The 24,955-nt window shown below is 40.8% G+C and carries 23 protein-coding genes; 7 read left to right on the forward strand and 16 right to left on the reverse strand.

Annotated features, from left to right (window positions below; genetic code table 11):
- Positions 1-25 precede the first annotated feature (25 nt).
- Together V6M43_RS01830 and V6M43_RS01835 are read left to right on the forward strand one after the other, a co-directional pair.
- A complete protein-coding gene (locus V6M43_RS01830) occupies positions 26-568 on the forward strand; it encodes a DUF3347 domain-containing protein (protein ID WP_332732339.1) in 543 nt (180 codons plus the stop codon).
- Between the two features lie 98 nt (positions 569-666).
- Positions 667-1,677 carry a metal-dependent hydrolase gene (locus tag V6M43_RS01835; RefSeq protein ID WP_332732340.1) on the forward strand — a complete coding sequence of 337 codons (1,011 nt, stop codon included), beginning with the start codon at positions 667-669 and terminating at the stop codon, positions 1,675-1,677.
- A 71-nt stretch (positions 1,678-1,748) separates the two neighbouring features.
- Here the strand turns inward: V6M43_RS01835 and V6M43_RS01840 are convergent, their stop codons facing one another.
- The 5 genes from V6M43_RS01840 to V6M43_RS01860 form a co-directional block, all read right to left on the reverse strand.
- Positions 1,749-1,997 (reverse strand): YtxH domain-containing protein, encoded by a 249-nt coding sequence (locus V6M43_RS01840; RefSeq protein WP_332732341.1) that lies wholly within the window; start codon positions 1,995-1,997, stop codon positions 1,749-1,751.
- 126 nt (positions 1,998-2,123) lie between these two features.
- A complete protein-coding gene (locus V6M43_RS01845) occupies positions 2,124-3,125 on the reverse strand; it encodes an MlaD family protein (protein WP_332732342.1) in 1,002 nt (333 codons plus the stop codon).
- A 9-nt stretch (positions 3,126-3,134) separates the two neighbouring features.
- Positions 3,135-3,887: an ABC transporter ATP-binding protein gene (locus V6M43_RS01850; protein WP_332732343.1), complete on the reverse strand. Its 753-nt coding sequence runs from the start codon at positions 3,885-3,887 to the stop codon at positions 3,135-3,137.
- Positions 3,888-3,891: 4 nt separating this feature from the next.
- A complete protein-coding gene (locus V6M43_RS01855; RefSeq protein WP_332732527.1) occupies positions 3,892-4,662 on the reverse strand; it encodes an MlaE family ABC transporter permease in 771 nt (256 codons plus the stop codon).
- A gap of 53 nt (positions 4,663-4,715) precedes the next feature.
- Positions 4,716-6,380: a Na/Pi cotransporter family protein gene (locus V6M43_RS01860; RefSeq protein WP_332732344.1), complete on the reverse strand. Its 1,665-nt coding sequence runs from the start codon at positions 6,378-6,380 to the stop codon at positions 4,716-4,718.
- A gap of 37 nt (positions 6,381-6,417) precedes the next feature.
- On the opposite strand from V6M43_RS01860, the gene V6M43_RS01865 reads away from it, so the two are divergent.
- A complete protein-coding gene (locus V6M43_RS01865; protein ID WP_332732345.1) occupies positions 6,418-7,590 on the forward strand; it encodes a phospholipase D-like domain-containing protein in 1,173 nt (390 codons plus the stop codon).
- A 6-nt stretch (positions 7,591-7,596) separates the two neighbouring features.
- Here V6M43_RS01865 and V6M43_RS01870 read toward each other — a convergent pair whose 3' ends face one another.
- The 4 genes from V6M43_RS01870 to V6M43_RS01885 form a co-directional block, all read right to left on the reverse strand.
- Positions 7,597-9,408, reverse strand: coding sequence for a bifunctional metallophosphatase/5'-nucleotidase (locus V6M43_RS01870; protein WP_332732346.1), 1,812 nt, complete (start codon positions 9,406-9,408; stop codon positions 7,597-7,599).
- Positions 9,409-9,432: 24 nt separating this feature from the next.
- Entirely contained in the window at positions 9,433-10,422 is a 990-nt protein-coding gene (locus V6M43_RS01875; protein ID WP_332732347.1) for a c-type cytochrome, read from the reverse strand.
- A 247-nt stretch (positions 10,423-10,669) separates the two neighbouring features.
- Positions 10,670-12,070, reverse strand: coding sequence for an OprD family outer membrane porin (locus V6M43_RS01880; protein ID WP_332732348.1), 1,401 nt, complete (start codon positions 12,068-12,070; stop codon positions 10,670-10,672).
- Positions 12,071-12,124: 54 nt separating this feature from the next.
- On the reverse strand, positions 12,125-12,937 hold the full coding sequence (locus V6M43_RS01885) for a sulfite exporter TauE/SafE family protein (protein ID WP_332732349.1): 813 nt from the start codon (positions 12,935-12,937) through the stop codon (positions 12,125-12,127).
- A 134-nt stretch (positions 12,938-13,071) separates the two neighbouring features.
- On the opposite strand from V6M43_RS01885, the gene V6M43_RS01890 reads away from it, so the two are divergent.
- Positions 13,072-13,242, forward strand: a complete 171-nt coding sequence (locus tag V6M43_RS01890) for a DUF6728 family protein (protein WP_332732350.1) — start codon at positions 13,072-13,074, stop codon at positions 13,240-13,242.
- 1 nt (position 13,243) lies between these two features.
- Here V6M43_RS01890 and lpxB read toward each other — a convergent pair whose 3' ends face one another.
- Genes lpxB through surE form a run of 3 tightly spaced genes read right to left on the reverse strand, consistent with a single transcriptional unit; the run spans position 13,244 to position 15,464 of the window.
- Positions 13,244-14,353: a lipid-A-disaccharide synthase gene (gene lpxB / locus V6M43_RS01895; RefSeq protein ID WP_332732351.1), complete on the reverse strand. Its 1,110-nt coding sequence runs from the start codon at positions 14,351-14,353 to the stop codon at positions 13,244-13,246.
- Between the two features lie 23 nt (positions 14,354-14,376).
- On the reverse strand, positions 14,377-14,676 hold the full coding sequence (locus tag V6M43_RS01900; protein ID WP_332732352.1) for a hypothetical protein: 300 nt from the start codon (positions 14,674-14,676) through the stop codon (positions 14,377-14,379).
- Positions 14,676-15,464, reverse strand: coding sequence for a 5'/3'-nucleotidase SurE (gene surE, locus V6M43_RS01905; protein WP_332732353.1), 789 nt, complete (start codon positions 15,462-15,464; stop codon positions 14,676-14,678). The genes V6M43_RS01900 and surE overlap by 1 nt, the downstream gene beginning before the upstream one ends.
- 82 nt (positions 15,465-15,546) lie before the next feature.
- Here surE and V6M43_RS01910 point away from each other — a divergent pair, with 82 nt between their 5' ends.
- Together V6M43_RS01910 and V6M43_RS01915 are read left to right on the forward strand one after the other, a co-directional pair.
- Positions 15,547-16,296: an XRE family transcriptional regulator gene (locus V6M43_RS01910; protein ID WP_332732354.1), complete on the forward strand. Its 750-nt coding sequence runs from the start codon at positions 15,547-15,549 to the stop codon at positions 16,294-16,296.
- 154 nt (positions 16,297-16,450) lie between these two features.
- The gene (locus tag V6M43_RS01915) at positions 16,451-18,907 is read left to right on the forward strand and encodes a DUF5916 domain-containing protein (protein ID WP_332732355.1); all 2,457 of its coding nucleotides are present in this window, start codon (positions 16,451-16,453) and stop codon (positions 18,905-18,907) included.
- Between the two features lies 1 nt (position 18,908).
- Here V6M43_RS01915 and V6M43_RS01920 read toward each other — a convergent pair whose 3' ends face one another.
- Both V6M43_RS01920 and pdeM read right to left on the reverse strand, forming a co-directional pair.
- Positions 18,909-19,826, reverse strand: a complete 918-nt coding sequence (locus tag V6M43_RS01920) for a histone deacetylase family protein (RefSeq protein ID WP_332732356.1) — start codon at positions 19,824-19,826, stop codon at positions 18,909-18,911.
- Positions 19,823-20,482 (reverse strand): ligase-associated DNA damage response endonuclease PdeM, encoded by a 660-nt coding sequence (gene pdeM / locus V6M43_RS01925; protein ID WP_332732357.1) that lies wholly within the window; start codon positions 20,480-20,482, stop codon positions 19,823-19,825. Before pdeM ends, V6M43_RS01920 begins: the two co-directional genes overlap by 4 nt.
- A 56-nt stretch (positions 20,483-20,538) precedes the next feature.
- On the opposite strand from pdeM, the gene V6M43_RS01930 reads away from it, so the two are divergent.
- Positions 20,539-21,027 (forward strand): hypothetical protein, encoded by a 489-nt coding sequence (locus V6M43_RS01930; protein WP_332732358.1) that lies wholly within the window; start codon positions 20,539-20,541, stop codon positions 21,025-21,027.
- Here the strand turns inward: V6M43_RS01930 and V6M43_RS01935 are convergent, their stop codons facing one another.
- Together V6M43_RS01935 and V6M43_RS01940 are read right to left on the reverse strand one after the other, a co-directional pair.
- Positions 21,028-23,529, reverse strand: coding sequence for a ligase-associated DNA damage response DEXH box helicase (locus tag V6M43_RS01935; RefSeq protein ID WP_332732359.1), 2,502 nt, complete (start codon positions 23,527-23,529; stop codon positions 21,028-21,030).
- A 9-nt stretch (positions 23,530-23,538) separates the two neighbouring features.
- Positions 23,539-24,936, reverse strand: a complete 1,398-nt coding sequence (locus tag V6M43_RS01940; RefSeq protein ID WP_332732360.1) for a hypothetical protein — start codon at positions 24,934-24,936, stop codon at positions 23,539-23,541.
- Positions 24,937-24,955: the final 19 nt, after the last annotated feature.

Genomic DNA, 24,955 nt, shown 5'->3' on the forward strand with positions numbered 1-24,955 from the left:
TATAAAAATCAATGAAATGATCAGAATGCCAATCAAAATCGGAATCCTTTCCATTTTATCAGTTTCACTGGTTGCTTGCGGGGATGCAGCTACCAAAACAGAAGACCATAGTGGACATGACACTGCGACCGTAACAACAGTTAATCCGGATTCAACTGTTTCCGTGAGTCTTAAAGATGCTTCTCTGAATGCAGTATACCAGCACTATATTCATCTCAAGACAGCACTTGTTAACGGTGATGTGGTAGAAGCTAAGAAAGCTGCAATGGCTATTGAAGAAGGAGCCCTACAACTTACAGATGGTAAGGCAATTGCAGCAGAAGCGGCAAAAGTTTCAGCAACATCAGATATAGAAACGCAGCGAGTAGCTTTTTCAACAATAAGCAATCTTTTGATACCCAAAGTGAAGGCCAGTGGTTTCAATAGTGGAGAATTATATGTAGAGTACTGTCCTATGGCATTTAATGACAAAGGTGCACAGTGGATTAGTAATGAGAAAGAAATTCGCAATCCCTATTTTGGAGATAAGATGCTTACCTGTGGCGAAATCAGGGAAACGCTTAAATAAGCAGATAAGTAGATTTTTATACAATGGCGATGGGCTGGAAGTTTTTTCTTTTTTGCTCATCGCCATTTATTTATTTTAATTTACCATACTCGTAAAGCATGGATTCACTTACGCATATAGCAATAGGCGCCTGTATAGGCGAAGCTTTCTGGGGAAAATCTATTGGTAAAAAGGCAATGTTTTGGGGGGCAGTTTCACAAAGCGTACCTGACATCGATTTTATAGCAGGTTTTTGGATGCCTCTTTCAGAGGAATTACTTGCCCATCGTGGCTTTACACATTCCTTCTTATTTGTTGTGCTGATGACACCAATTCTTGCACTAATTGCAGACCGTATCCATCTACCTAATGTCAGCACTTTAAAGAAATGGATGTTATTTTTCATCGCCGAAATGCTTATCCATGTTTTTTTAGACGGCTTTAATAATTATGGCACTGCGTGGTTTGAACCATGTAGTCATCACCGTTTTTCTTTCAATACACTTTACGTAGCAGATCCGTTTTTCTCAGTTTGGCCAGGAATAGCCGCTTTTATAATGTTGGTAACGCCAATGCTTAGTGTCCGTCGACGTTTCTGGTGGAAATTTGGAATTTATATTCCTGCCATCTATCTCAGTTACGCAATTGTGAATAAGCTTAATATTGACAGAGATACACGCCAAATTCTTGCAGCTCAGAATATACCAGCGAAGAGATACTTTACAACACCCACGCCATTGAATAATTGGTTATGGTTCGTTGTAGCAGGTAATGATAGTGGTTACCATGTAGGATTCCGTTCTGTGTTTGATAGACAGAAAAAGATCGATTTTCAATACTTCCCCAGAAATGCACACTATCTAGATTCCATTGCGGACCATGAAGATGTTAAAAACCTGGTTCGTTTTTCACAAGAATTCTATACAATCGAAAAAAGAGGAGACAGTCTTGTTTTCAATGATCTCAGGTTCGGTCAGATTATTGGCTGGCATGATCCCAGGCAAAAATTTGTATTTCATTATTACCTCACCCATCCTGAGGACAATGAAATCATTGTTCAGCGGGGGAGGTTTGCGGGCTGGAATATGGAAACGGCAAAGTCTCTGGTTCGGCGAATAAGAGGGAATTGAAATGGCTTAGGTAAAAAAATGACCATTTAGCAGTTAGTTCCACTAAATGGTCATCAAATTTAAAATGGGAGTTAAGAAGTGTACTCTTCAACTTTTTCTTTCAAAGAATCTACCCTGTTACGCATATTATTACGTACACTTGAAAGGCGATCTTTTCCTTCATTTATCTTATCCAACAGATCATCTGACAACTTTTTTGTGCCATCTGCAATCTTTTTGCGGGTATGTTCGCCTGAATCAGGAGCAAACAAAACACCCAGTATGCTTCCGATTGCCACACCTGCTGCAACTGCCGCAAGTAACTTATTAGTGTTTGTCATGATAAATAGGTTTATATGATGGATTTATTAGCCTTTCTAAGATACCAAATTCATCAATACCTACAATTGATAGTTGACAGGGAGGACCATGATTCTTGTCAATTTTAACATTCTCTAACTCCTGCATTATTTTGGGTTACGTAAAGCTGAATCTTTGGCTTTAATCTTTTCTTGTTTACGGAAATAGCCTCTTAATAAGAAATTGTGTTTTAGCGCTTCCATATTGGCATTGAAAGCAGCAGTGCTACTCTCTACGTTGGTTAGGGTATTGTGGAGTTTGACAACCATTCCGGAATCCTTTAGCACAGCATTCGCTGGCCCATTACCTGATTCTATATCATGTTTTATACCTGTGAGGAGCTGGTCAGTTTTTTCAGTCAGGGCTGCAGCACTGGAGGCTGCGTGGTTTAATTTGGAAAGAGCTTCGCCCAGCTGGGTGGCCAATGTAGTATCAAATAATATTTTTCCTGCTGATCCATTTCCTGATTTGATATAGTTAACCATTCCATTCAAATCAGAGGTCAGTTTATTTGTATTTTCAGAAGCTTTCCGGATATTTTGCAAGGTGGTTTTTAGGTCTGTAGCCAATGTGTCATTTTCAATGATTCTCCAAAGGCCACTACTTCCATTTAATCTTCTGACGGCAGTCAGAAGTTCAGAAGAGAGTTCTGCAGCATTCTTGTTAGTTGTAGAAAGTGTTTCAAGCATCTGGTCTGTATCCGTTGTTTTTTTCGCCGTTATCACGTCACCTTCCCTGATAGGCCTGCCTGTACCCTGACCTGCAGTTAGATTAACGATCCTATTTCCTATCAAACCTTCCGTTCCAAGTGAAGCGATTGATGTATTCAGGATTTTATTTGCAGCATCCTCGTCGATCAACATAATAATTTCAATACTTGTATCTGAAAGCAGGTTTACCTCACTCACCGTCCCTACCTGGATGCCAGAATACCGAACATTATTGCCGCTCACAAGCCCCCCTGCATTCCTCATCCTTGTACTTATGGTAATGTTAGAGCCAAAAAGGTTCTGGTCCTTTCCTATCATGTAAAGCGAAATCACAAGGAATAGTATACCCGCTATTGTGAAAATTCCAAGTTTAAGATTGTTGATTCGTGATTCGGCCATATTGCTAAATTAATCAAAGAATTGCTTAACTACAGGATCATCCGAAGCTTTCAGATCATCATAGCTTCCTGTGGCATATGCGATTCCTTCGGTTAGTAGGGTAATCCGGTCAGCAGTAATTTTGATGCAATTCATATCGTGTGAGATGATAATGGAGGAGGTCTTATACTTTTCCTGGATGCTGACCATCAATTCGCTAATCTCCTTGCCGGTAATGGGATCCAAACCTGTTGTTGGTTCATCATAAAGGATAATCTCCGGGCGCAGAATCAATGTTCTGGCAAGGGCAATTCTTTTTCGCATACCCCCTGATAATTCTACAGGCATCATGTTAAGCGTGTGGGCGAGACCAACATTTTCCAGCGCTTCCTCGATCAGTTCAAGTTCTTTTGCCTGGTTCTTTTCAATCCAATGTCTTCTGAGGGGGAAGGCAAGATTTTCTCTAACTGTCATGGAATCATAAAGGGCATTACTCTGGAATAGAAACCCAATGCGGGCACGTATGTGATCAAGTTCATCTTGTTCCATTTCGGGAATGGATTCGTTGAATACATTAATTATTCCACTATCAGGTTTGAGCAGTCCAATAATGCATTTAATCAAAACAGATTTGCCACTCCCGGATTTACCAAGTACAGCAAGGTTTTCCGCTCGGTTAAGATCCAGATCGAAGCCTTTTAAAACTGCGTTAGTTCCAAATGCCTTATACAGCTTTCGAATACTAATCACCAATTCGGTGTTATTTACACTACGCTCTTCCATCGAATTAATTTAGACCCAATAAATCGGTTACCTGAACGGCCAGCAGGTCAAGGACAAATACCATCAGGCTCGACACAACAACAGCACTATTTGCACTTCGACCAACCCCTTCTGTGCCTTTACTGGAATTAAAACCTTTGAAGCATCCAATTATTCCTACTGCAAATCCGAAGAAAAAAGATTTAACAAAAGCAGGGATCACATCCGAGAACGCAAGTGCGTCAAACACCTGTGTGTAATAAAGGGTAAAAGATGTATTGGTTTTAATGTTCACCCCCATAAATGCGCCATAAAGGGATATTGCATCCCCTAATAAAACTAGCAATGGAAGCATAAGAGTAGTCGCCAGAACGCGTGTCACTACAAGATATTTGTAGGGATTAGTTCCACTGACTTCCATGGCATCGATCTGTTCAGTTACCTTCATGCTTCCTAATTCTGCTCCAATACTACTTCCAATTTTTCCAGCAAATATTAATGCAGTAAGTACAGGGCCTATTTCCCGGATGATTGCGATTCCTACCATCGCAGGTAATTCACTTTCTACCCCGTAATCTACCAGGGAGGGTCTCAGCTGCATGGTCAATACCAGGCCCATAATAAAACCTGTTAACCCAACCAATGGTAATGATCGATAACCTATAATGAAGCATTGATTTATAAATTCCGCAATTTCATATCGAGGCCTGAACGCCTCATGGAAAAATCGACCCGTAAATCGGCTTATAGCTCCCGCTTCATCAAAAAATCTTTGGGTAGTGAGGGGCAATTTCATACCGGTATAGTTCACTTCAATGTAATCAAAAAATGTTGGATAGGAAATGATCTTCATCGAATGAACCCCGGAAGATCATTAAAGCGGGCAGCTGCTTCTGACCCTAATAGGAAATCTTTTACTGCCAGAAGGATAGATTTTTTTGCCGTGTACAGTTCCCTGTTATAATTAATAATCGTAGTTATTTCAGATTCATTAAGATTCGAATAAGTATGCTCTTTATACAATAACCTTACAGAGTTTGTATACTGTTCAGCCACGCTATAATAGAGACGCTCGAGCAATTCAGCCCTCTTATCATCTGGAGCTATCATTATTCGTAGCAACGGCTCCAGAAATCCCTTCATACGCCCCTGAGAGGCCTTATAATACCTGAATTTGGATTCATTTGAAGAATTCCGGAGCAGTAAGGCATCTTGCAAGCCATCCTTCATACTTTTTGCTCCATACATTGCATTCCGTACTGCGGAAATCAATGATTCTGTTCTCAATACATTCTCAGAATCTGAATTGTTTCCCTGCATTTTCAGATAAAAGCCATGAATGTCGCCATGCAACTCTTTAATAAACTCATATTTATCCAGTGTGCCCTTTGTATTGTAATGATGATTGATAAGATTACCCTCAACAGACAATTCCTTAAGTTCAAGGGCATCTATAAAAAAATCAATAACATGGTAAATAAAGTGAATTACTTCTTTCTCCATTGCCTGAAGGGCAAGTTCCTGGTCTGTTGGCTTAACTAGGTGTAGAAACCTGGTTTCTTTTTCATTCTCTGTAAACCGTTTCTGCAAAAAATTACCAAAAATATTCAGCAAAGGGAAAAACAGAATAATGCTTATAATGTTGACGGTACTCTGGAAAAAAACCAGTGCTATCAGGTTGTCTTTTATACCGATTGTTTCTGTTATGAACCATAAAAAAGGGGTGAGCATAAAGAAAACCACGATTGTGGTTAAGGTATTAAAAAGAAAATTTCCGAAGGCAACCCGTTTTTTGTCAGCCATTTTACCTTGCGCTGCAATTAGTAGTTTAATGGTAGTTCCAATTTCAGCACCAAGAACTATTGCACACCCCGCATATAGGGTAATACCTCCAGTATATATTGCTGAAAGAACAAGGGCGACGGTGGCACTACTTGATTGGACCAAAGAGGTAATTATTACCCCGCAAAGCAAAAATATTATTGCGGGGTACTGATTAAACTGGGTTAGGTCAATTTGTTTCACCGTTTCAGTTGCCCCTTCTTTCATGAACTGCAGCCCTATAAGCAGTAAACCAAATCCCAGCAGAAAATGTAGCCATTGATAAAATCGTGAATTACTGGAGGTAAGGGACCATGCCAAACCTGCAATACCTGTAAGAGGAAAGGCAAGTGATTCGATATTAATTTTGAAGCCGATGGTGGCAATTAACCAACTTGTGAGTGTTGTACCCAAATTTGATCCCAGCATTAAAGCCAGTGCATTTTGCATACTTATGACTCCGGCACCCACAAACGCTAAAACCATTATATTTACTACTGAACTACTTTGCAGAATCCCTGTAACAACTGCACCGCCTAAGATGCCTTTAACTTTATTGGTAGTATGCTTTCTGAGAAATAATTTGAAAGGACGGCCAGCGATCTGTTTCAGGGCCTCTTCCAGAAATCGCATACCCATAATAAAGATAACGATGCCTGCAATCAACTTCCATATTTCAATACTTATTGCCATGTTTGAATCTACCTAAAAGTACTATATTAACTTAATCATGAAATCCAAAAATGCACTTGGTGGATTCACGTTTCATAATCGGGTCAAATTGATTCGGGGAGGGAAAAATTATTTTGAAAGTCTTATTGATCTGATAAGATCCGCAGAACATTCAATTCATCTTCAGATGTATATTTTCGATGATGATGAAACAGGAAGATCTGTGCTTAATGCATTAAATGAGGCTTCTGCAAAAGGCGTATCAGTATTTATGCTGCTCGATGGTTATGCCTCACAAGGTTTGTCCAGGAATCGTATTGCAGAAATTAAGTTAGCTGGAATTAAATTTCGCTGGTTCGAACCACTTCTCAGGGCAAAGCATTTTTATTTTGGAAGAAGGCTCCACCATAAGGTTATAATTGCGGATGCCGCGAGGGCAATGGTTGGGGGTATCAATATTAGTAACCGGTACAATGATATGCCGCAGGAAACAGCCTGGCTGGATTGGGCGGTATTTGTTGAAGGAGAAATTTGTGGAAAGTTATTCCTGATTTGCCAGGACCTATGGAATAAAGCGGGTTGGGGTAAGAAAAAGTCTGTTCGATATCAACTTAAACCAGAGCATTATTTTAGTGAAGGCAGTTGTAAAGTTAGAATCAGGCGAGAAGATTGGGTGCGCAGACGCACCGAGATATCGCGCAGTTATATTGAGTTACTTTCTTCAGCTGAGAAAGAAGTTTATCTCATGTCAAGTTATTTCCTGCCGGGTCGCGTGATGCGAAAAAGTCTGGCAAGAGCAGCTGCCCGAGGTGTGAAAATTCATGTAATAACGGCAGGTAAATCGGATATAGTTATGGCCAAGAATGCTGAACGTTATCTTTACCGATGGCTACTTAGAAACAAAATTTCTCTTTATGAATATCAGGCAAATATATTGCATGGAAAAATCAGTTGCTTTGATTCTGAATTCACAACCATTGGATCATACAATATCAATTTTCTTAGTGCTTATGCCAGCATTGAATTGAATCTCGATATCAACGACGGCCTATTTTCATTAACGGTGGAACAAGAGCTAAAGAAGATCATTGAAAGTGATTGCAAAGCTATTACGGAAACGGAATGGTCAAAACAGTATAATTTATTTGAACTTTTTCTGCAACGTTCATCCTATGATATTATCCGTCTTATCTTTTTTCTGTTTACATTTTATTTCAAGCAGAGGCGTTGAAAGCCTTTACCTGAATTCATAGCCTACCCCCATCAACTGGGTCAACAAGGAGTCCGGTGCATCAGTTGCTGTGCACCTTCCCTCAATTTCTGGTGAAATGGGCGAATGCAACGCAAGGTATTCTTCTATCATGTTATGAAGTGTTGAGCCCAGACGTTTAGCCCCCGCAACACCTTCAATTCGGCATAATGTGGTATCCGGATCGCCCTCTCGTTCACATGCTACGATCCGATATTTTTTTTGAATATCAAGTGGTTCACCACCAACATTTATATGTTGGACTCTTTTTCCTACCTCATTTCCAATAGTGAATTTTACATCCATACCTTTAAAACGAACTACCCAGCCTCCAAATCGTTTTGCAGGATCTTTTGCGAATGCATTCTGAAGTTCCTTTTCCATCCAATCCAATAACTGGCGTCCGGTAATCAGACCTTCTTTTGCCTCGCTATCTACCGGTAACATACTCCATAAATAATCCTTTGTAATTTCGGCAACTCCTGTTGACGGATCAGGAACCAGGGGTGGACAGAATCTGAAACCGTTACTAATGGCTATATCAGGTTTAAATTTCCACATGATTGCATCTGTGATGAAATTGTCCATCGGAGTTTCAATAACATAATATCTTACCAATGGCGTTTTTGTTTTTCCAATCACTTTGTCCAATTGTGCTTTAAAAGGCGCACGGGCATTTTCTACAAGCTTTTCCATTTCCGCATCTGGTTTATATCGGTCAGGATCAACATCAAGTAACTGATACGACTGGTCCTTAACAACTCCATTTTCAAGAACAATATCAAGTTTGGCGAGGAACGAACCAAATGCACCCGGTTCTGTAACCTTTGTATACTTCCCTTCAATTGGGGTACGTACCCGTTCATGGGTGTCTGCACCTAGAATATAATCGACCCCTTTTACTTCAACCATGTTGGCTAATCCAACCTGTTGGGCAAGTCCCATATGTGTAAGCAGGAAAACCATATCACAATGTTCATACTCTTTAAGTAAACGGATATACTTTGATACGTTCAACTCGGGGGATGTAAATTGAATTCCATCGCTATATGCCGGTGATTGACGCTTTGGTGTTAAAGGGTCATTGTATCCTATGAACCCAATCTTCGAGCCGCCGATATATTTAATGAAGTAGGGAGGAAAGATAAGATCCCCATTATAAGTATCATTTGTTTTGTGAAACATGTTTGCACAGACCTTAACTGCATTATAAGCAAACATATCTTTCATCATCATTTCCTTTCCATATACAACTTCCCAATTGCCTGGAAGCATGATGTCATATCCTATGTTATTGATTAGTGGAACAATAGCTTTACCCTCTGTCAGTGCCGCAACTCCTCCTCCCTGGAAGCAATCGCCACCATCAATTACAAGTGTACCAGAGGGATTCTTTGCACGTAATTTGTTGATCATCGTCTTAAGTGTTGCAAACCCACCTCTTTTCTTGTAAACAACCTTTTCATTTTCAATGAAGAATTCATCATGAATTGAAAGCTGTGAATGGATGTCGGCACTATGAAGTAATGTAATTACTGATGCTTTTCCATTTTTAACCGCTTTATTTGCATAAATCCCGGCCTCCTCTAAGTTGCTTTCCGGAGTGTTGCTTGCAGCCGCGGCCATTGGTGTAACAAGGCCACCACCAACACCCATTCCCAATCCCAGCATCCCTGCTGTTCGTAAAAATTCACGTCGGCTATTGGATGAAATTTCCAGGTGTAATTCTTTTTCTTTCTGGGTAAGTCTGCCAGCGTTGCAATTGGTGCATGCACAAATGGATGGATGGGGTCTTGACATTGCTGTTTTTTAAAAGTTTTTTGCTTACTTCAGAGCTGTTTTTTTCCTGCTATCTCTCGCTTCCTTTATTGGCTGAAATGGACCGAATTTATGTTGTTCTTCACTAAATCCATCGGAATAGGGACCAAAAGGATGATCAATTGGTTTTTTAGAAATGTCAGGCCAATCCTGGCTGATATCTTTCCCTGGCCTTGGTTGTGAATTTATATACGCTGCAACATCCCATGATTCTTCATCACTAAGAACAGGATGATTATAAGTGGCCAGGAGGAAAGGCATGTTAGCCTTAACGAACCCGGCAAGCCGCGATATACGATAAAGACCTGCACCCTCATTATAACTGTTTGCTCCCCACAATGGGGGATAGGTATATCCGGTACCAGATATATTTAATTGACCTTCGCCATTATTTCCATGGCAGTTCTGACAACTATTAATATACACATTCCTACCTTTATTAGGATCAGCGGCTCTATCAAGGAATGCTAATTCTTTAATTCCGCTACCTGGTGGTTTTTCGCCCTGTGGAATATCATCACCTACCCAATGCATATATGCAACTATAGATCTCATCTCCAAACTATTACTATCAAGGGCCCTGCCATTCAGGCTTCTTTCAAAACAATCATTTATACGTTTTGGAATTGTCTCCATACCACCACTACGGTCGCGAAATTTTGGATAGGTGGAAACAACAGCACTGTAATTATTACCCCATGGAACTGTGCCTCCCGAAATATGGCAGTTCTGGCAATTCATGCCATTTGATATCTGTGCAACAGATCCTTTCGGTCCCAGGTACTGAGATGTATTGGAGATCAGTTCATATCCATACCGTACAAGGCTATCCTGGGGACTGATGAAATCTTTACTCCATCCCTGCCATGGAATTTCCTTCATCGACGTTTTTTCAATATCTTTTGAAGGTTTTTTGTGAGTGCAGGCGGATAACAACAGTACAATAAATAAGAACATTATAGTTGCTTCGAGACCTGAATATGCAATCGTTTTCATCTGTTTCCTGCTTATACAATTAAAAATGCTCTTTTGCCAGGTTAATTATTGTGATATTGGTCACAGTTCACATTTGTCATCAATGCACCGCCGGGGCCTTAAGAATCCCGTTACAATAAAAATACCGCCAAATAGATATAAGGGCCATGCGTCTTCATATTGCCTGGCAATAGCGATGAAGGCAATGCCCAACCCAAAGCGAATTATTCGGGAGAACCATACAGGGTCTATCTTATTGATCATGGCACTAAAAGTTATAGTTGATGATAAGGTTGAAATGTGACAGGGCTACCTTATTAATTACATATTTATCATTTCCATAGTCTTCCCCTGCCAGAATTTTTCCCACGTATATGAATTGAACATCCATCCCCTCAAATAATTTCTGAAAATCATATTTTACAGTAGCGTTCACTTGACGGTAGGAGGGGATAGCATATTTATTAAGCTCTGCATTTCTGACATCTGGTAAATAATAATGCCCATAACCAAGAGTGGAACGAAGATGCGCCTTTGGGAAATTATATCCCAGCTTAATTACAACAGCGTCTAGGTCGCCTGTGCCCTCATTTCTTTCTCTGGGCAGGAATGTATAAAAGGGATCCTTCCCCCATTCGCGCGGCATTAGGTATCGGCCACTCTTAGTAATACGGGTATAATTGAGAGAGCCATCCCATTTTTTACTTTTCAAACCTGTCATCAAACTATAGGCAAAGCTTTTGGATCCCTTTTTGAAATATGTCTTCTCAGGATCCTCATTGCCTCCATGGGCTATTGCATCCTGACGATACAACTGCAAACCAGCATTCAATTTGGTGGAAGATTTTATGGGATGATTTACATCGAACTGTATCATTGATGTATTGAAAATGTTGTCTACATATTGGTTCCATACCTCAGCAGTAAACCTTTCACTAATTTTTCTTTTTATTCCCAAAACTCCTACCCCCTTGCTTTCGAGTTGTCCCCGATAGGAAGAAGGTTTTCCATCCGGACTTATTCCTTGCGGATAAACACCAATAGATTCTCCCACTGAATACCATTCAACAGTGCTTCTCGGAGAGATCTTATAGAGCCAGGCTGCTGTGATTGTTGTATTTTTTATATCATTGATAGTTGTTACGGCGCCCTCTACTTCGGTGGGACGCATCCTTCCATCCTGCATATTTATAAAAGGCATATCTGGCAATTGTTTACCGAACACGATCGTTGATTCTCCAATCTTATATTTCAGGTATAATTCCTCAAGCCGGTCGATATCATTCTTATTGCCAGGGTTTTCTATATCAAACAAACCCAATTCATATCGATTCATTGAGCCTGTAGTTGGATCTGGAACACTAAGGTTTGAGGATCCGATATTATAAATAAAGAATCCGCCAACACCAAACTGGAATCCATGGAATAGAGCTGTTTCATATTTTATGCCTCCACCAATGGCATTAGCATAATAGTCTTGCAGAGACCCTCTGTTTTGTGTAGCCATAAAAAAATACCGGAAATGGCCATGAATCCTGCCGTTTTTAAAGGCATGTAGAATTGAGCTGCTATCTGATTCTGCAGATGAATGATCAATAGCCTGCTGGGCCGCTGCCTCTTTAAATGTTAACACTAATAGCATTAAAATGACTATGTGTGCTTTTTTCATTTTTGATAGATTAATTATCATTTGCACCGTGCTATTATATTCTTCCCATCAATTTCAATGGCCTCCGCCACCACCAAAAAAAAGTTCCTTAATAATTATGTATATGCCCATTACCAGTACAAACCAACCAAACCCCTTCTTGAGTTTTTCGGGGGATACTTTTTTGCTCATGGTATTTCCCAGAAAAATTCCTGCAATAGCAAGAGCTGTAACTAACAACAGCAGCTTCCAATCCATTATAGTATGACCAAGATCACCCGTAAAGCCAATAAGTGACTTGGCTGCTATAATAAGAAGCGATGTGCCCACCGCTTGTTTCATAGGTAATTTGCTTAATAAAACAAGAGCCGGGATAATAAGGAAGCCACCACCTGCACCAACCAAACCGGTAAGTGTACCAACAATTGCACCTTCAATAATTATGAGCGGATAATTGAATTGCTGAGGACCTTCTGCAATTTCTTTGGCTTTACCATTTTCACGAATCATTGAGACAGAAGCAAATACCATTAAGACTGCAAATAAGATCATCATGAGAATAGGCTTGGTAACCAAAAAATCACCTATATGGAAAATATCATGGGGGATGGCAGGCACAATGAATTTTCTGGTGGCGAATACTGCCAGAATGGATGGGATTCCGAAAATTAAAGCAGTTTTAAAATTGACTTCTCCCTGCCTGTGCTTTGGCCAGGTTCCTACCAGACTGGTAGCTCCAACAATAAATAATGAGTAAGCTGTTGCTGTTATAGGATCCACACCAAAAAGGTATACCAGTACGGGAACAGTGAGAATTGAACCCCCACCTCCAATCAATCCCAAGGAAATACCAATTACCAATGCTGCCAGATATCCAATTATTTCCATTGCTGTTATTTTGAATGCAAATTTGAAACAATGAAGACGCCTGTACTGTGATATCTATCACCTAATATGAACCTGGGGGCAGAAATCGCGTTTGAAAACAAAAAACGGCTAGCTTTGTTAATAATAAAAAACGGATGGGCATTCTCAGACAGCTTGCGGAATATCTATATTTAAAGAAAAAAGATCCCGATGCGCCAAAATCAAAATGGATAGGATATATGCATGGCATCAATCGCCTATCCCTTCTTATGTTTCTGGCTGCACTTATTTATATGCTTATCCGTTTTCTGTTTCTGAAAAAATAACTTAGCCCGCACCCTGCATGAACTGCAAGATACTATGTGCAGCTTTTTCGGAAGCTCTGCCTCCTTTTTGTAACTTACTGATCAGCTCCAGGTAATCAGCAGCCATCCTGTCTCGATATTCATTGTCAAAAAGAACTTTCTCCAGTTCATCACGAAGATTGGCAACATTCATTTCATCCTGGATAAGCTCCTTCACAATTGGTCTATCCATTATCAGGTTCACCAAAGAAATATATTTCACACGGATCAGCCTTCGTGCAATCAGGTATGATATCCTGTTGCCTTTATAACATACAACCTGTGGTACACTGAATAATGCAGTTTCCAGGGTAGCAGTTCCAGAAGTTACGAGTGCAGCGCGGCTTTGCATCAAAAGGTCGTAAGTAGCATCACGGGCAGCGGTGACCTGTGGGTAAGCAGCCAGTAAGGGCGCATAAAATGAATCCGGTTGTCCTGGCGCTTTAGCTACTACAAACCTATGTTCAGGAAATGATCGGGTTACTTCAAGCATCAAAGGCAGTTTCTTGAGGATCTCCTGTTTACGGCTTCCAGGTAATAATGTTACGAGATCTTTATTTGGTTGTAGCTGGGGATTGGCCTTTATATGATTATCGACTACTTCGGCAAGCGGATGACCCACATACTCCACGGGATAATTCCATTTTTTATAAAACTCCTTTTCAAATGGAAGAATGACCAGCATTTTGTCAACTGTCTTACGAATTAACTTCACCCTGTTTTCTTTCCATGCCCATACCTGTGGAGATATATAATAGATAGTGCGGTATTGTTGTTGTTTTGCCCATTCAGCGATGCGCAAATTGAAACCTGGATAATCTATCAGAATAATAGCATCTGGGTTGAAAGCAGCTATATCCTTTTTGCAGGTATCAAGGTTTCGCAAAATTGTGCGGAGGTTAGCTATCACTTCCACGAAACCCATAAAAGCCAGTTCTGAGTAGTGCTTTACAAGTTCTACGCCGGCAGCTTGCATAAGATCACCACCCCAACCACGGAATATCGACCCGGGGTCTTTCAGTTTCATTTCCCTTATAAGGTTACTGCCATGGAGATCGCCGCTTGCTTCGCCTGCGATGATATAGTATTTCATGTAAGCAAAGATAGGGGTGACGACTACTTCAAAACCTTGATCAGAAGTACTGCTATCCCATAAATCAATGTGGCGACAAAAATTCCCTTCGCGGTCTTATCCTTTCGGTTATTGATATAAACCGTAAATAAAATAGCATTGGCCACAAGGGAAATACTGCTAACCGCAGTAAGAAGGTTTTTGTATTGTTTGAGATAACCCAGAAATTCAAGAAAGCCAACCTGTCGCGTATAGAAAGCAAAAAAATAATAAAGGATTAGGCCTGCTATGGGAGCCAGGAATCCCAAAAATATGCCCAACCTTAGATTGTCTTGTTTTAACATCAGTGTTTCCAGCTTTTTTCAAGTTTGGACTTAAGAACGTAGTTTGTAAGATCAAATTGCACGGGAACTACACTAACATAATTATTGTTTAATGCCCATACATCTGTATCCTTTCCTTTGTCAAAATTCATGAATTCACCAGTGAGCCAGTAATACCTTCTTCCATGAGGATCCTGCCGCTCCATGAAATCTTCCTGGTATTTAGCGTATGCCTGCCTGCAGATTTTAATCCCCTTGATATGCTCTTGTGGCACAGCTGGAATATTCACATTCAGCACCATATGCTTGTCCTGCTTTTTACTGAGGACCTGCTGGGTGATCTTACGCGCATAAACACGGGCAGCAGTAAAATCGGCCTCAATACTATAATCCATCAGAGAGAATCCAATTGATGGTATGCTTTCTATTCCTGCTTCCATTGCAGCTGACATTGTTCCGGAGTAGATAACATTTATGGAATGATTTGCGCCGTGATTTATTCCAGACAAGCATAGATCAGGTTTCCTATGCAGCACTTTGTCAACAGCAAGCTTCACACAATCCACAGGGGTACCTGTGCATTGGTAAGCCTCAATGCCGGGAAACTGGTGAAAGGCATGTAACCGAAGAGGTGATCCGATGGTTATTGCATGTCCCATACCTGATTGTGGTTTGTCTGGTGCAACCACAACAACTTTACCCAGATCTTTAACTGCCTCTACAAGGTTTATTATGCCCGGGGCAGTGATGCCATCATCGTTGGTTATCAGTATGATGGGTTCTTCTTTGATTCTTTTCGCCTTGGCCATACGCGAATGTAAGAAGGAAATAATCCTGAAAAAGATTTTGTAATGATAAGAAATTTAGTAATTTCGTGCTAAATCAGTTAGCATGTCTTACGCTGGAAAGAACTTAAAGTACTTACGCAAACTTCGCGGATGGACACAGGAAGATTTCGCCACCAGGCTGAAGATCAAACGCTCGCTCTTAGGAGCCTACGAGGAAGAGAGGGCTGAGCCAAGGCTCGAAGTGCTGGAATTGGTAAGTGATCTCTTCAAGGTTAGCCTTGATGAATTATTCCTTAAAGACCTGGGTGAAACCAAGGGCAGTTATATTGCAAAAAGAAGGGCTCAGAAACTGGCAACGGAACCTACCGTTATACAGTTTGTACCAGTTAAGGCGGCGGCTGGGTATCTTAATGGATTTGCTGACCCCGAGTTTATTGACGAACTGAATACTTTCACTTTACCAATGCTGGCGCCCGGACAATACAGGGCGTTTGAGATACTTGGAGATTCAATGTTACCAACTCCCAGTGGTTCTATTATAGTAGGAGAAAAAGTTGAAGATCTTGAAGCGGTAAAAACCAGCAATACCTATATAGTTGTTTCCAGGCAGGAAGGTATTGTATATAAACGGGTGATGAAAAATCCCAGATCAAAGCAAAAATTGACATTGGTAAGTGACAACCCTGTCTATCAGCCATACCAGGTAGATGCAAGTGATATTGTTGAAGTGTGGCAGGCACAAATGGTAATTACCAGGGCCAATCTGCAGCAACGTTGGGATGTAGATCAACTGGCAACTATTGTTACTAATCTGCAGGAACAGGTTAGCTCTCTTAAGAAAAAAATGAATTAACTATAAATCTTTGTTTTTAGTACTATGGGTTAGTAAGACCGGCATTTCTATGCCGGTTTCTTTTTTTAGTGGTAGGTGGATTTGGTTAAGTTTATGATGAAAGGTGATAGATATTATTGGCTTCTAAAGTAGTTTTACAAATAATCCCTTTTGAATGCGACCGATTGCCCTTTTTTTATTACTGATTTCATCTTTGTTTTTAAAGGCGCAACATAAAACGACTATTGCATTAAAGGTAGTTCAGGGCCCGAAACTTGATGGTTTACTGGATGACCAGGTTTGGGCCGATGCTCCCATTGCCAGCGATTTTATACTTAATCAACCTGCATTTGGAAACCCTGCTGCAAAAAAAACATCAGTTAAGATTCTTTATGATAACGCGGCTATATATGTTGGAGCACAGCTCTATGATGACCCTTCCAGGGTTCGTAGACAATTAACTGCACGTGACGAACACGACCGGGCTGATGCTGACCATTTTGCCGTATTCCTCGATACCTATAAAGATCAGCAAAATGGTTTCCAGTTTCTAGTCACTTCCCGTAATGTTCAATCGGATGCTCGTTTGTCCCCGCTGGTTAGTGGCGACTGGGGTAATTACGGAGATAAAAGCTGGGATGCAGTTTGGGATAGTCGGGTTAGCTTTAATAAGGAGGGATGGTCAGTTGAAATAAGAATTCCTTATAGTGCAATCAGGTTCTCCAAAGAAAAAATGCAAACATGGGGAATCCAATTCCTGCGATTTGACAGAATTGCTAATGAAACAAGCTTTTGGAATCCTGTGAATCCTGCAGTAAACGGTTTCGTAAACCAGTTTGGAATTTTAGATGGATTAACCGAGCTAAGTCCCCCGCTTCGGCTGAGCTTTTCTCCCTATGTAAGTGGTGGTTATCGCTCCAATACCCCGAATGAAAAAGGCGAGAAACAAGTTGAGTGGTTGCGTAGTGGCGGCATGGACCTTAAATGGGGCATTAATGAAAGTTTTACACTTGACGCAACATTGATACCAGATTTCGGGCAAGTGATATCTGATAACAAAATCAATAATCTGACTCCTTTTGATATTCAGTTTCAGGAAAACCGACCCTTCTTCACAGAGGGTACAGAATTATTTAATAAGGCTGGTATCTTTTACAGCAGAAGGGTGGGGAGAACACCCGGGCGCTTTGCTATGATCTCTGAGACTTATGGAGAGGATGAAAATTACACAATCAAACAGAACCCGGCTGTAACTCCTTTATTTAATGCGATTAAATTTTCTGGTAGAAATAAGCATAATCTGGGGATTGGAATATTTAACGCGGTTGCCCAACCGGTTGACGCAATCATACGTAATGAAATTTCCGGGAATGATTCCATTATCCGTACCGAACATCTCTCCAATTATAATATTATAGTACTGGATAAAGCTTTAAGAAACCGATCTTATATAAGTTTTACTAACACCAATGTATGGCGAAGTGGGTCATCGCCCGATGCAAATGTTTCTGCAATTGATCTTGGTCTTTATACACCAGACAATCGCTATTCCTTTCTTTTTAAACCCCGCTTCAGTAAAATCACCGGAGGAAATGGTCGTGAAGGCTGGGCCAATATTATTTCATTCGGAAAAGTAAGCGGCAGGTGGCAATGGTCTTTAAGTAACACCATTGAATCTGATCTCTATGATCCAAATGATCTTGGTTTCCTTCCAGCTTCAAATGAAATTACAACTGCCTTAAACCTGAGTTATAATATATTCACTCCCACAGAAAAATTCATTCAGCAGCGGTATCGTTTCACAGCCAATCATACATCGTTGTTTAAACCTTTTGGTTTTCAGGAAGCCAGGATAAAAACAACTGCTTTCTGGTGGTTTAAAAATTTCTGGGACCTTACTGTGGAGATAACTGCCACACCCACATGGTACAATGATTATTTCGAATTGCGTTCTGGTTACAAACTCCTCCGCCGACCATCTTGGGCTTTTATTGGGTTAAGCGGTAGTAGCGATAGCCGTAAACGTCTGTATGGCTATTGGTCAGCCGGATTTGCAGAAAGCAAAGACATTTATAATGATATGTTCCTTAAATACAGCCTGGGTCTGAGATATCGGTTCAGCGATAAATTATCGATGGAGATTAGTAATGCATACCAGAATGACAACGGCCAATTTGGTTCTGCATTTGAAAAAGAGGCAGATGGAAGACCTATCATTGCTTTCAGGCAGAATCTTGATGTGACCACAATACTGAGTGGCATCTACAATTTTGCCCCACGCATGAACATGACTGTAAGGGGGCGTCATTATTGGAATAAGGTAACTAATCACTCCTTCCACTCAGTTAACAAAGATGGTAACTGGACAGATCGTCCCTTTATTGAAGGGCGCGATCTGAATGTGAATATTTTCAACCTTGACATATTTTATGTGTGGGATTTCAGGCTAGGGAGCAGGATCATCGCAGGGTGGAAAAATTGGATAGATCCAGATTATAGTAATGATCTTTATAGCAGACCCGGATATGGAAAAAATCTTTCGCATATAATGGGGCTTGACCATGGAAATGAATTTACCCTGAAATTCATTTATTACCTGGATTATCAGGATCTTCGGAAAAAGAGATCATGAATTATTGCCATAAGAAATTTGCTGCTTCGCGAAATGTGTTGCAATGCGCATCAACAATATGCCTGATATTTGGAGAGTAGCCTCCGCCCATTGCAACAACACATGGAATCTTAAATGAACAAAGTTGGCTGAAAACCAATCGGTCTCTTTCTTTGCACCCTTCCATAGTAACCTTTAATTTTCCAAACTTATCTGTCGAAAGTATATCAACACCTGAAAGATAAAAAACAAAATCAGGTTGAAAGTTTTGCAGCAAAGAATTCAAATTTTGATTAAGCAGATGAAGGTAGGTGATAGTTTCAGTACCATCCTCGAGTTCAATATCAAGATCCGATTTCTCCTTATGAAAGGGGTAATTGTGTCGGCCATGCATGCTGAAAGTGAAAACTCTGTTTTCTTTATCGAAAATTTTTGCAGTACCATTGCCCTGGTGAACATCAAGATCAAGAATAAGTATTTTTTCTGCCAGCTTCTGGAGGAGGAGGTAGTTGGCAGCCACTGCAAAATCATTTAACAGGCAAAATCCCTCACCATGATCTGCAAACGCATGATGAGTTCCTCCTGCAACATTTAGGGCGATGCCATTCTTCAATGCTGCATGACAGCAATTAATAGTGCCCTGTGTAATGATCAGTTCCCTTTGTGTAAGCTGAGGAGATTGTTGAAACCCAATATGTCGTTGCTCTTTGGGTGATAATTGTTGCAATTTCAATTTGTCAAGGTATTCAGCTGTATGAGTCATGAGGATTATCGCATCTTTGCATGGAACAGGTGGGTGAAGATTATCCTTTGTTATGATTTCTTCATATAGTAATTGTTCAGGTACCAGGTCATATTTAAGCATGGGAAAGCGATGACCTTCGGGTAGGGGATGATTATAAGCCGGCTCATAGGCAATATACAGATATGGATTTATCATTGGAGGTTCAATACCTGGTTACCGGCAATTACAAAAACATTTGCATCCCTCTTTGGTTCAATAATCGCGAGACCCGTAAAATCACCAAATGCAGGCAAGATCGCATAGTCATGTTCAAAATAGAAGCAGGGAAGCCTCAGGGATTGCTTGCCAACCCCCCTGAATCTTACCCCTGGATGTATATGGCCTGAAAAATGATATCCCTTCCTTTCCTCATCATCACACTTTGACCATTCATGTACAAAACAGAATGGACCTTGCTGATACGTTTTCGAATGTAATTTTATATTATTACTTTCATACCAGCGGTCTGGAAATATATCGTGGTTACCCCTTACCAGGTTAAAAACAATACCTGAATGATCAATTCGCCACTTTGAGAATAATTCAGCTTCCTTGTTCTGCGTGGAGTGAAAAAAATCACCCACTATAATTATTGATGAGGGCTGGAAATGTTGTACAAGGGCGAAAAGCCTTTGGAGGTCGTTGCGGTACACATTTTGCGGAATAGCAATACCAGATTTTCGGAAATGTCCGCTTTTTCCGAAATGGAGATCCGATAGGATCAGCGAATTTTGATCTTCCCAAAATATAGCCTTAAGTGGGGAAAGCCAAAGTTGTTGGCCAGATATTGAAAAAGATATTGGTGCCTGCATGCCATGCAAAGCTAAATGGTTTATTTTTAATGGAATTATAAACCAAACCTGTTTTTATGAGTACACAAAACCCCTTTGATAAGGATGAGAAAAAACTTCCATCCCTTTTGAACGTGTTGACTATATTAACAATGATCGGCTGCGCCATTGAGTTATTTTTCGGATCACTCAATCTTATTAATGGACGGAAAAATCTCGAACGATTGGAAGAAGCCCAGGCAAGCGGTGACATGGATAAAGTGCCAGAATTTATGAAGTCTATGATGGGGCCTGAAGCACTTGAAAATGCACGTCTCGCCTATGAAAACAGAATACCACTTTTTATTATAATGGTTGTGGGCATTGGGCTTTGTTTTTATGGAGCATTGCAGATGAGAAAACTTCAAAAGACCGGGTATTTTATGTGGCTGATCGGTGAAATTCTTCCAATTATCGGGAGCCTGCTTTTTATAGGAGTTGGTTTTGCAGGTGGAGCTTCCTTTATGTTATTATTGCCTCTTTTATTTATAATCCTGTATACCACACAGTTGAAATATCTGAAATAATCAATCACCCAGATGCAGCTGCATTTTTCGGATACGGTCTTCCAACTTTTCCGAACTTAGGTTCTCTCGCATACTGTCAACCTTAATAGGGAAACAGAAAGGAGTCAGTTTTTCCGGAAACTGAAGAACTATGCTGGAAGATTGTATACGGTCAAGCATTTCACGCAAGCGAGCTTCTTCCATTTGCTGGTCAAACACTTCCTGATAAGCTTGCCTCATGAGGAGGTTGTCCCTATCATATTCCTGAAAAACTTTGAATAGAAGCGAAGCACTTGATTGCAGGTGCCTCGCTTTTTTATGTTCACCCGGGTAGCCCTGGAATATAAGACCACCAATTACGGCGATATCCCTGAATTTTCGTTTAGCCATTTCCGTAGAATTTACACTTCGTTGGATGTCAATGAAGAGGTTATCTGGTGAAAACAGATCATAAACATTAGTATCATCAACCGGAATGGGTTGGTCGCTTAGAAGTTCGAAGCCGTAATCATTCATTGCGAAAGAAAAGCTGATGGGTCTGATCTGGCTTATCCGCCAGGCAAGGATAGCAGCCATAGCTTCATGAACCAGCCTGCCTTCGAAAGGGAATACAAACAAGTGAAAGCCATCCTTAGTTTCTATCTGTTCAATCAGCAATTCATTGTCCTTCGGAATATGGCTGAGTGATGACTGTAGATCAAAGAGTGGTTTTAAAGCACTTATTTCTTTACGTTTGTTCTTTTGTTTGCCCGCTTCATTGAATTGTTCTCTCAGAAGTTTTCCAAGATTCGCTGATAAAGGCATCCGGCCTCCCATCCAACTCGGTACGATAGTTTTTTTAGCATTTGACTTCTTCACCAGCACTGTCATGTCTTTGATCATCACCAATTCCAGGTTTCGCCCGGCAAGAGTAAATGTTGTACCTGGATCAAGTCGGCTGATGAACCATTCTTCTATTACTCCAATATATCCTCCGGTCATGAATTTTACTTTCAGCATCGCATCGCTTACAATTGTACCTATATGCATGCGATGACGCATTGCCATACGTCTGCTTGTTATGCGATAAATACCATCAACGATCTCAACTTTCTTATAGTCATCATACTGCTGAAGTGCTTTACCACCCGAGGTTATGAATTGTAGAATGAGTGCCCATTCATCTTGGGTCATTTCTTTGAAACAATATGTAGTTTTTACCTCATCAAAGATCAATTCCTGCCTGAATCCATCTGATACTGCAATTGTGCATAAATATTGAATCAATACATCAAAACAAAGTAACATTGGCTGTCTTGATTCTACTATTCCCAGATCGATCGCCTCCTGCAAGGCAGCTGCTTCCACAAGTTCTAGAGAATGAGTTGGTAAAAAATAAATCCTGCTTGTTGCACCTGGTTGATGTCCACTTCTACCGGCCCGTTGAAGGAAGCGGGCAACGCCCTTTGGTGAACCCACTTGTATAACGGTTTCGACTGGTCGAAAATCAACACCAAGATCAAGACTTGCTGTACATACTACACATTTAAGTGTACCCGTATGCAGGGCCTCTTCTACCCACTGCCGCAATTCCTGTTCAATACTGCCATGGTGGATCGCAATGGCACCGGCAAGATCCGGAGCTGCAGTAAGTAATGCCTGGTACCACATTTCCGTCATTCCCCTTGTATTAATAAAGAGGAGGGTTGTAGTGCTGTTCCGGATTATAGGAACAATTTTATCAACCAGTTTGATTCCAAGGTGACCCGCCCAGGGATACTTTTCAATTTCATCAGGAAAGATGGATTCCACTTTGGTGATTTTGGGAAGACTAGCCTGGATAATTCGTCCTTCAACCTCTAAAGGCGATAATAAAACATTTTTTGCCTGCTCAAGATTACCTACAGTAGCAGAGATGCCGAAGACCGAAAGGTGCTTAGATTGATTATTCGATATTGAATTTTGGTTTTCCTGATATAATTGGCAGACCTTGATAATGCGGGAGATGGCGAGTTCAACCTGAACGCCTCGTTTGCTTCCCAATAACTCATGCCATTCATCAACGGCAATGATTCGTAAGGATTTAAAGAAAAGTGCATAGCCTTTTTGGGCAAGCAGCAGGTGTAAACTTTCAGGCGTAATAATTAGAACGTCAGGTACATTTTTTTTTTGTCTTTGTCTTTCCGAAATTGGGGTATCACCATTCCGGATGCCCACTTTCCACTTGATCCCCAATTCTCCGATTACTTCTTCCATAGCCCTTCCTATATCTTTGGCAAGTGCTCTAAGCGGAGTGATCCATAGAAGTTGAAGGCCGTTTGAAGATTTTGATTGATAGTCGTTTGGATTGTCATTTATGAATTGAATGACAGCGCCCAGGAATACAGAGAATGTTTTGCCATAACCTGTAGGCGCGTTTACCAAGGCACTTTCACCAAGGTGAATTGCTTCCCATGTTTCAGACTGGAATAGAAATGGTCTTCGTCCCTGCTTCTCCAACCATTTTTCAACAACTTTATATCCTATGGTTTTTTGGAACGCCAAAGTATTTTCTTACAATGTTTTCAGGTATTCGATCACGGCCAATCGCTCATCTTTGCTCAACTTATCACCAAAATCATGGCCGTAATTGCCATATCCCTTTAGGGTAGTATTATAAATTGTTGTGCCAGTTGCAGAATCCCTAGATTCATATTTCCATCCCAGATTTTCATAATCATATTCTGGTCTGGAAAAATTTCGTTCCCAATATCTAGGTCGGGTCGAACTGTTCAATAAGGTGTTTATAGTAGGAACAGATCCATTATGAAGGTACGGTGCGGTAGCCCAAACCCCATCCAATGGAGGGGCTATATAACCATTATAAGGCACTAAACGGGCAGGATGATCACCCATGGCAAACCAGCTGTTATTGAACCAATTTACAAACTGCGGGTTCTGATAATTGGCTTTGAATAATGCCGAATCTGTTTTTATTACTGATTGGGGTATTAGAAGGTTAGGATACTCTTCTTTCTCCCCGTAGCTGCCATGGCATTTTGAACAATTGTCTTTGAAAATAATCCTGCCTTTTTCAGACAATGCCTTATTAATGCTTCCAGGGTATTTAGGTGGTTCCAGCGTATATATATAAGCGAGAACATCACTGATTTTTCTATCAACTGAAGCTGCTTCTGCGCTGTCCTTCACCGTTAGGAGGTTGGATGCCATCAGGAACCTTCCAAAATCACCCCTGCCGAACCCATTATAGAACATGGCATTCTTTTTCTTTAAGAGCCACCATGCTGGCACGTCGCTTGGGATTACTTCAGATGGAATGTCCATAATAGCGGAATCGCGCCATTGTAATGTTAGTGGATCGCGGTGTGCTACAAGAACAGCGGCCAGACGATCAGCCGCATTAACCCCTCTTGTGGCAGTCTGTAGATAAGGACCAATTGTTCCGGTCACCTCCAGAAAATGTTTTGCTGCTTCATACTTGGCTGGCGATGCGTTTTTGAGCATCATGGCAAGCATGTTTACATTTTTTTGGTTTAATTGCTGTGCAGCCCCCGAAGAAAAATCCATTAAACTATTTCCCATGCCCATTACCAGGCTATCATTAAATACCTGTGCATGGCATTGCATACAATTAGGGGCCACCAGGTTTTCTCCATTAGCCGCTGTAACGGCAGTAAATTCATGGCTAAGGTTTGCATTCAGGCCTGAGCGCTTAAGGTAATTGTATTTTTCCTTCCCCTTGCCAAGAAGAAAAAAATCATATGGTATACCCCCTTTCACATAATCTCCCGTGGTAAGATATTCATATCCTTTTGCAGCATTACCGGGTCGCTGCGGTGAGGCGGGAATTGGAACAGGCTTCTCAGGATCCCTTGCGGGGTTACCAGTTCCAAGCAGATTCACCATGCCAACAATGGCAAGCATCAATACTACACAGATTCTGTACTTCATTTGCATAGCTCAATTTACC

The organism is Flavihumibacter sp., from assembly GCF_036676075.1.
Lineage (GTDB): Bacteria > Bacteroidota > Bacteroidia > Chitinophagales > Chitinophagaceae > Flavihumibacter.